This is a genomic window from Asanoa sp. NPDC050611 (genome assembly GCF_040654855.1).
Taxonomy (GTDB): Bacteria; Actinomycetota; Actinomycetes; order Mycobacteriales; family Micromonosporaceae; genus Asanoa.
In genome coordinates, this window is record NZ_JBFAIU010000056.1 from 22564 (window position 1) to 30525 (window position 7962).

Genomic DNA, 7962 nt, shown 5'->3' on the forward strand with positions numbered 1-7962 from the left:
TGCACCTCTCGATCAGAACGGGTAAGCCGGGATGTCGCCGCGCAGCGTGATCCACCGCTGCTCGGTGAACGCGTCGAGGTTGCCGGCGCCGCCGAACCGCGCGCCGGTGCCGGAGTCGAGGACGCCGCCGAACGGCGCCACCGCCTCGTCGTTGACGGTCTGGTCGTTGATGTGCACGATCCCGCTGGGGATCCGCTCGGCCAATGCGAGCCCGCGCATCGCGTCGCCGGTGAGGATGCTCAGCGAGAGGCCGTAGGACGAGTCCGCGGCCAGCGAGACGGCCTCGTCGACCGACCCGAACCGGACCACGGGCGCGACCGGACCGAACACCTCCTCCGCGTACGCCGGCATGTCCGTGCGCACCTCGTCGAGCACCGTCGGCCGGTAGAACAGCCCCTCGTGCTTGCCGCCGGCGGCCAGCCGGGCGCCGGCGTCGACGGTCGCGGTGACCAGCGCGTGCACCTTGTCGCGCTGCCCCTCGTCGACCAGCGGCCCGAGCGCCACCTGACCGGTGAACGGGTCGCCGACCGGCAGGTGGTCGGCGTGCTCGGCGAGTGCGGCAACGTAGTCGTCGGCGATGCGCTCGTGCACGAGGTGCCGGCCGGCGGTCATGCAGATCTGGCCCTGGTGCAGGAACGATCCCCAGGCACCGGCGGAGACCGCCCGCTCCAGGTCGGCGTCGTCGAGCACGACGAGCGCCGAGTTGCCGCCCAGCTCCAGGTGCACCCGCTTGAGGTGGCGGGCGGCCAGCTCGGCGACCCGCCGGCCGGTCGCGCTGGACCCGGTGAACGAGACCACCCGGATCGCCGGCTCGGTGACCAGCGCGGACCCGACCTCGGCGCCGCCGGGCAGCACGTGCAGCAGGCCCGGCGGGAGGCCGGCCTCGGCGAACACGCGGGCGATGGCGAGACCGCCGCTGACCGGAGTGCGCAGGTCGGGCTTGAGCACGACCGCGTTGCCCAGCGCCAGCGCCGGCGCGACCGACCGGATCGACAGGATCAGCGGGACGTTGAACGGCGAGATGACCCCGACCACGCCGACCGGGACCCGCTTGAGCAGGCTCAGCCGGGGCTGGTTGCTCTGCAGGATCTCGCCGGCCGGCCGGTGCGCCAACCCGGCGGCCTCGTAGCACTCCTGCGTCGCCACGCCGACGGCGAAGTCACCGAGCCCGGGCACCGCGCCGGTCTCGCGGACCACCCAGTCCCGCAGCTCGGCCGCGTTGGCCTCGATCAGCGCGCCGGCCCGGCGCAGCACGGCGGCGCGCTCCTCGAACGAGGTGGCCGCCCAGGCCCGCTGTGCCTCCGCCGCCGCGGCCGCGGCCAGCGCCACGTCGCCGGCGTCGGCCACGCCGGTGCGGCCCAGCACGGTGCCGGTCGCCTTCTCGACGATCTCCGTGGATCCCCCGGACGACGTGGTCCAGTCGCCCGTGAACACCTTGCCGTCCCACAGCGCCGCGTCGAAGAACGTCATGCCGGTGCTCCTTCCGAAGCCGGTGCTCCCTTTACCTTCTGGATGCGGGCGTAGACCTGGCCGCGCAGCTCGGTGAACCGCGGGTCGGACCGGGTGGTCAGCTGGTCCCGCACCGCGGGCAGGTCGATGGTCAGGTCCTCGGCGACCGTCGTCGGCGACGCCGACAGCACGATCACCCGCTGGCCGAGATAGACGGCCTCGTCGATGTCGTGGGTGACGAACAGCAGCGTCACGCCCAGCCGCTGCCAGACCGCCCGCACGAGGTCTTCGAGGTCGGCCCGGGTCTGCGCGTCGACGGCCGCGAACGGCTCGTCCATCAGCAGCACCTTCGGCTGGTAGGCGATGGCCCGGGCGATCGCCACCCGCTGCTGCATGCCACCGGAGAGCTGCCAGGGGTACGCGTTGTCGACGTCGGACAGCCCGACCGCGGCGAGCGCCTCGGCGGCCAGCTTCCGCCGCTCGGCCCGGCCCATCCCCTGCGCCTTCAACGGCAGCTCGACGTTGGCGCGCACCCGCAGCCAGGGGAACAGGCTCCGGCCGTACTCCTGGAACACCACCGCGAGATCCGGCGGCGGCGCGGTGACCGGCGTGCCGCGCACCGTGACGTCCCCGGAGGTGGCCGGCAGCAACCCGGCCAGCACGCGCAGCAGCGTCGTCTTGCCGCAGCCGGACGGGCCGACCACGCAGGCGAACTGTCCTTCGGGGACGGTGAAGGTGAGGTCGCCGACCGCCGTCACCCGCCGGCCGTGCCCGTCGTACACCTTGTGCAGGTTCCTGACCTCCAGCATCACCACTCCCGTTGTCCCGCGCGCTGGCCGTGGTACCAGCCGAGCAACGAGCGCTCGGCGATTCTGAACAGCAGGGAGAGCACGATGCCGATCAGCCCGAGCAGGAGCACGCCGCTCCACATCTCGGGGATCTGGAAACCCCGCTGGAACTGCAGGACCGTGAAGCCGAGGCCCTCGTTGGCGGCCATGATCTCGCTGATCACCATGAGGATGATGGCCAGCGGGAGGGCCTGCCGGGCGCCGGTGACGATCTGCGGGCTGGCCGCGCGCAGCACCAGGTGGCGCAGGCGGAGCAGCCCCGTGACGCGGTAGGTGCGGCAGGTGTCGCTGAGCACCTCGTCGCGCCCGCGGACACCCTCGATGGTGTTGAGCAGCACCGGCCAGACGCAGCCGAAGACGATCACGAGGATCTTGGTGCGGTCGCCGATGCCCGAGAGCAGGATGGCCGCCGGCACGAGCACCGGCGGCGGGAACGCGCGCAGGAACTCGAGCACGGGCTCGAGCAGCGCGCGGACCGCGCTGTAGGTGCCGATCAGCACGCCGAGCGCGACACCGAGCAGCACGGCCAGGAAATAGCCGGCGAGCAGCCGCCAGAGCGACGGGAAGACCTGCTCCTGGAACATGTCCCAGGTCCAGGTGCGGCCGAACGCGTCCACAATGGTCGACAGCGCGGGCCAGTAGAAGCTCTTGCTGCCGGCCGAGCCGAACCACCACGCGGCGAGGAGCAGGATCGGCAGGCCCACCGCGAGCAGCAGTCGCCAGAGGAGTCTCATCGCACGCCCATCCCCTCGACCGTTTCCGCACGGGTGGACGGGTGCCAGGCCAGCACGCGGCGCTCGACCTGCCGGATGAGCACGTTGATCAGCACGCCGAGGACGCCGGTGACGACGATCAGCGCGTACACGATGCGCACCGCGTTGCTCTGCTGCGCGTTGTCGATCTCCTTGCCGAGACCGGGCGAGCCGATCACCAGCTCGCCGGTGATGGTCAGGATCAGCGCGACCGCGGCGGCCAGGCGCAGCCCGGTCATCACGTACGGCAGCGCGCTCGGCCAGATCACGTAACGGACGGTCCCCCAGGGGCCGAGCCGGAACGAGCGGGCGGTGTCGCGGGCGACCGGGTCGACGTCGACGACCCCGTGCACCACCTGGATCAGCATCTGCCAGAACGCCGCGTAGACGACCAGCACGAGGGTCGAGCGGACGGTCGGCCCGTAGAGGACGATCACGAGCGGGATCAGCGCCACCGAGGGGATCGGCCGCAGGAACTCGATGGTCGTGGCGGTCGCCGCGCGCAGGACGGGCAGCGAGCCCAGCAGCACGCCGACGACCGTGCCGGCGACCACCGCGATCAACAGCCCTTCGGCCCAGGTGCCCAGGGTCCGCAGCAACGCCGTCCAGAACGACGGCTGGCCCAGCTGCTCGCCGAGGGTGACCAGGATCTGGCTGGTGGGCGGCGCGAACTCGATCGGCACGACGCCGACCCGCGGCGCCACCTCGAGCAGCAGCGCGAACCCGAGAAGGCCGAGCGCGCCCAGGGTGACCGACCGGAACCGCCGGCCGGTCACCCGAGGCGTGCGCGCCGCGACCGCGACCATCAGGGCAGCAGCCCCGCGACGTCCGGCTTCTGGGTCAGCAGGCCGTCGGCGACCGCGGCGTCGGCCAGCGCGTTCACCGCGTCGGTGTTGATCTCGGCCGGCCACTTGGGCAGCACCATCTTCGCCCGGACCGGCTCCTCGATCTTCGTGTATTCGCCGATGATGTCCCGGACCTCGTCGCCGTGCGCGTCCGCGTAGGCGAGCGACTCCTTCATCGCCTCGGTGAACCGGGCGACCAGGTCAGGGTTCTCGCCGGCCAGCTTGACCGAGGTGAAGTACATGGCGACGGTCAGGTTGGGCGCCGCGTCCACATAGCTGGAAGCGATCTTGCGCATGCCCGCGGCCACCGCGGCCGACTGGAACGGCTCGACCACGAAGATCGCGTCGACCCGGCCCGCCTGCAGCGCGGGAAGCTGCTCCGGGAACGGCAGTTCGGTGAACTTGACCTGGCTCGGGTCGGCGCCGTCCTTCTTCACCGAGGCGCGGACGCTGGTGTCCACGATGTTCTTCAGCGTGTTGGCCGCGACGGTCTTGCCGACCAGGTCCTTCGGCGACTGGATCGGGCTGTCCGGCTTGACGAACAGGCCCGCGAAGTCCTCCGCGGCACCCGTCGAGTTGACGCCGTTGCAGACCACCTTGAGCGGCGCGTTCTGCGACTTGGCCAGCAGCAGCGAGATCGCGTTGCTGAACCCGAACTGGTATTCGCCCGAGAGCACGGCGGGCGCGATCGCGGCGCCGCCCTGCGCGGTGGTCAGGGTCAGGTCGATGTTGCGCTTGCTGAAGAAGCCCTTTTCCTTGCCGAGGTAGATCGGCGCGACGTCGAGGATGGCGATGACGCCGGCGTTCACCTTGTCGGGCTGCGCGGCACCGCCGGACGACCCGGCGCTGGGTTCTTCGGACGAGTCACCGCAGGCGGCCGTGGCGAGCAACGCCACCGCGGTGAAGAGGGCGAGCAAGGGGCGTCGCATCGGAACTCCATCCGCTGAGGGGTGACGGAGAAAGATGGGGGTGTTCGGATAGCGCACAGATGTACATCGGGAAACCTAGAACCGTGCGCTACCAGAAGTCAATGCTTGTCATTATTGACGCGCGAAGCGTGCGGTTCTTAGGCTGGCCGCTGAACGGTTGTTCGCATAGCGCACAGAGTGGGAGCCGCATGGCCGAGCTCGTCAGCCTCGCCGAGGGTGTGGCGGCGCTGGTCCACGACGGGGACACGGTCGCGTTGGAGGGCTTCACCCACCTCATCCCGGTGGCCGCCGGGCAGGAGATCATCCGGCAGGGGCGGCGCGGGCTCACGCTCGTCCGGATGACTCCGGACATCGTCTACGACCAGCTCATCGGCGCCGGCTGCGCGGCCCGGCTGGTGTTCTCCTGGGGCGGCAACCCGGGCGTCGGTTCCCTGCACCGGTTCCGCGACGCCGTCGAGAACGCCTGGCCCGGGCCGATCGAGATCGAGGAGCACAGCCACGCCGGCATGGCCAACCGTTACGTGGCCGGTGCGTCGGGGCTGCCGTTCGCGGTGCTGCGCGGCTACGTCGGCACCGACATCGCCAGGCACACCACCACGGTGTCCACCGTGACCTGCCCGTTCACCGGCGAGGTGCTCACCGCGGTCGCGGCGCTCAACCCGGACGTCGCCGTGATCCACGCACAGCGCGCCGACCGCCGTGGCAACGTGCAGATGTGGGGGATCACCGGCGTGCAGAAAGAGGCGGTGCTGGCCGCGAAACGGTCGCTGGTGACGGTCGAGGAGATCGTCGACGAGCTCGACCCGCGGCCCGACGCGGTGGTGCTGCCCGGCTGGGTGGTCAGCGCGGTCGCACCCGTGCCGCGCGGCGCGCACCCGTCCTACGCGCAGGGCTACTACGACCGCGACAACGACTTCTACCAGTCCTGGGACCCGATCAGTCGCGACCGGGACGCGTTCGCCAAGTGGCTCGACGAGGTGATCGGGGCATGAGCGGCTGGGACGCCGACGAGATCATGACGGTCACCGCCGCGCGGTCGCTGGCCGGGCGCACCTCCTGCTTCGTCGGCATCGGCCTGCCGAGCACCGCGGCCAACCTGGCCCGCCGCACCTGCAACCCCGACCTGGCGCTGATCTACGAGTCCGGCGCGATCGGCGCGAAGCCGACCGTGCTGCCACTGTCCATCGGCGACGGTGAGCTCGGCGAGACCGCCGACGCCGTGGTCAGCGTCCCCGAGATCTTCAACTACTGGCTTCAGCCCGGCCGCGTCGACGTCGGGTTCCTGGGCGCCGCGCAGGTCGACCGGCGCGGCAACATCAACACCACGGTGATCGGCGACTACGCGGCGCCGTCGGTGCGCTTGCCGGGCGCGGGCGGCGCGCCGGAGATCGCCGCGTCCTGCCGGGAGACCATCATCATCGTCCGGCACCGGCCGCGGATCCTGGTCGACCGCCTCGCGTTCGTCACCTCGCTCGGCTTTGGCGACGGCCCCGGCCACCGCGCCGCGCTCGGCCTGCGCGGGCGCGGCCCGGTCCGGCTGATCACCGACCTCGGCGTGCTCGAGCCCGACCCCGAGACCTGCGAGCTGACGCTCGCCAGCATCCATCCCGGCGTGACCGTCGACGCGGTGCGCGCGGCCACCGGCTGGCCGCTCGCCGTGCGCGCCGAGCTGGCGGTCACCGAACCACCCACCCCCGCGGAGCTGACGGCGCTGCGATCGCTGACAACGCCGTCGACGAGAGGAGGCAGCGTTGCCTGACCTACGCCTGCCGGCGCCCTACCGGAGCCACGCCGAGGCCGACCGACCCCCGCTGGCCGCACCGGGCTACGGCTCGACCCGGCTGCGTCACCCGCGCCAGCCCTTGGTGCTGCTGCCGCAGGGGCTGACCGAACTGACCGGGCCGGCGCTCGGCGAGCGCGACCTCGGCGCCCTCGACAACGACCTCACCCGCCAGCACGCGGGCGAGCCGCAGGGCGAGCGCATCGAGGTCTTCGGGCGGGTGCTCGACGGCGACGGCCGGCCGGTGCGGGACACGCTGGTGGAGATCTGGCAGACCAACGCCGCCGGGCGCTACAACCACGTGGGTGACCAGCACCCCGCACCGCTCGACCCCAACTTCACCGGCGCCGGCCGGACGATGACCGACAGCGAGGGCCGCTACCGGTTCGTCACGATCAAGCCGGGCGCGTACCCGTGGCGCAACCACCACAACGCCTGGCGCCCCGCGCACATCCACTTCTCGCTGTTCGGCCGCGCGTTCACCCAGCGCCTGGTCACGCAGATGTACTTCCCGAACGACCCGCTCTTCGACCAGGACCCGATCTTCAACTCGGTCCGCGAGCCGGCCGCCCGCCAGCGCATGGTCGCCGCGTTCGACCTCGCCGCCACGACGCCCGAGTGGTCGCTCGCCTACCGGTGGGACATCGTGCTGCGCGGGCGCGACGCGACCCCGATGGAGGACGAATGACCACCCCGTCGCAGACCGTCGGGCCGTTCTTCGCGCTCGGTCTGCCGTTCGACGGCGGGCCGCTGGCCGTCGACGCGGGCACGCCGGGCGCGTTCTGGCTGCGCGGCGTCGTCCTCGACGGCTCCGGTGAGCCGGTGCCGGACGCGCTGATCGAGACGTGGCAGGCCGACCCGGAGGGCCGCTTCGACCACCCGGACGACCCGCGCGGCGCCGTCGCCACGGCCGGGTTCCGCGGCTTCGCCCGCTGCCCGACCGACACCGCAGGCCGGTACGCGATCCGCACCGTGCGGCCGGGCCCGGTGCCCGGCCCGGACGGTGCGCTCCAGGCGCCGCACATCGACGTCTCGGTGCTCGCCCGCGGGCTGCTCGACCGGGTCGTCACCCGCATCTACTTCCCCGACTCGGCGGCCAACGCCGACGACCCCGTGCTGGCGCGGGTCGACCCGATCCGCCGGCCGACGCTGATCGCGAAGGAGATCGACGACGGGTACGCCTTCGACATCACCCTGCAGGGCGACCATGAGACCGTCTTCTTCACCTTCTGAGGGTCTGTTCGCGGGCATCCTCGCCCGCGGCCCGCGAGGCCGGTGGTGGCGCGGGTGAGGCGGCCAAGCAGGCCGGTGGTGGTGCTGGTGACGCGGCCCGCGAGGCCGGTGGCGGCGTGGGTGAGG

9 protein-coding genes are annotated in these 7962 nt (G+C 72.1%); 4 read left to right on the forward strand and 5 right to left on the reverse strand.

The annotated features are described in order from the left end of the window. Window positions 1–12: 12 nt before the first annotated feature. Genes AB0H87_RS11765 through AB0H87_RS11785 form a run of 5 tightly spaced genes read right to left on the reverse strand, consistent with a single transcriptional unit; the run spans window position 13 to window position 4823 of the window. The gene (locus tag AB0H87_RS11765; RefSeq protein ID WP_360142969.1) at window positions 13–1470 is read right to left on the reverse strand and encodes a benzaldehyde dehydrogenase; all 1458 of its coding nucleotides are present in this window, start codon (window positions 1468–1470) and stop codon (window positions 13–15) included. Continuing rightward, the gene (locus tag AB0H87_RS11770; RefSeq protein WP_360142971.1) at window positions 1467–2258 is read right to left on the reverse strand and encodes an ABC transporter ATP-binding protein; all 792 of its coding nucleotides are present in this window, start codon (window positions 2256–2258) and stop codon (window positions 1467–1469) included. The genes AB0H87_RS11765 and AB0H87_RS11770 overlap by 4 nt, the downstream gene beginning before the upstream one ends. Continuing rightward, on the reverse strand, window positions 2258–3031 hold the full coding sequence (locus AB0H87_RS11775) for an ABC transporter permease subunit (protein ID WP_360142973.1): 774 nt from the start codon (window positions 3029–3031) through the stop codon (window positions 2258–2260). The genes AB0H87_RS11770 and AB0H87_RS11775 overlap by 1 nt, the downstream gene beginning before the upstream one ends. Further along, a complete protein-coding gene (locus AB0H87_RS11780) occupies window positions 3028–3855 on the reverse strand; it encodes an ABC transporter permease (protein WP_360142975.1) in 828 nt (275 codons plus the stop codon). The genes AB0H87_RS11775 and AB0H87_RS11780 overlap by 4 nt, the downstream gene beginning before the upstream one ends. Continuing rightward, entirely contained in the window at window positions 3855–4823 is a 969-nt protein-coding gene (locus tag AB0H87_RS11785) for an ABC transporter substrate-binding protein (protein ID WP_360142977.1), read from the reverse strand. The genes AB0H87_RS11780 and AB0H87_RS11785 overlap by 1 nt, the downstream gene beginning before the upstream one ends. A gap of 188 nt (window positions 4824–5011) precedes the next feature. Between AB0H87_RS11785 and AB0H87_RS11790 the strand changes: the two genes are divergently transcribed. The 4 genes from AB0H87_RS11790 to pcaG are packed head-to-tail and all read left to right on the forward strand — an operon-like array spanning window position 5012 to window position 7836. After that, window positions 5012–5815, forward strand: a complete 804-nt coding sequence (locus AB0H87_RS11790) for a CoA transferase subunit A (RefSeq protein WP_360142979.1) — start codon at window positions 5012–5014, stop codon at window positions 5813–5815. Continuing rightward, window positions 5812–6582, forward strand: coding sequence for a CoA-transferase (locus AB0H87_RS11795; protein WP_360142981.1), 771 nt, complete (start codon window positions 5812–5814; stop codon window positions 6580–6582). Before AB0H87_RS11790 ends, AB0H87_RS11795 begins: the two co-directional genes overlap by 4 nt. Next, window positions 6575–7291 carry a protocatechuate 3,4-dioxygenase subunit beta gene (pcaH, locus tag AB0H87_RS11800; protein WP_360142983.1) on the forward strand — a complete coding sequence of 239 codons (717 nt, stop codon included), beginning with the start codon at window positions 6575–6577 and terminating at the stop codon, window positions 7289–7291. The genes AB0H87_RS11795 and pcaH overlap by 8 nt, the downstream gene beginning before the upstream one ends. Beyond that, entirely contained in the window at window positions 7288–7836 is a 549-nt protein-coding gene (pcaG, locus tag AB0H87_RS11805; RefSeq protein ID WP_360142985.1) for a protocatechuate 3,4-dioxygenase subunit alpha, read from the forward strand. The genes pcaH and pcaG overlap by 4 nt, the downstream gene beginning before the upstream one ends. Window positions 7837–7962: the final 126 nt, after the last annotated feature.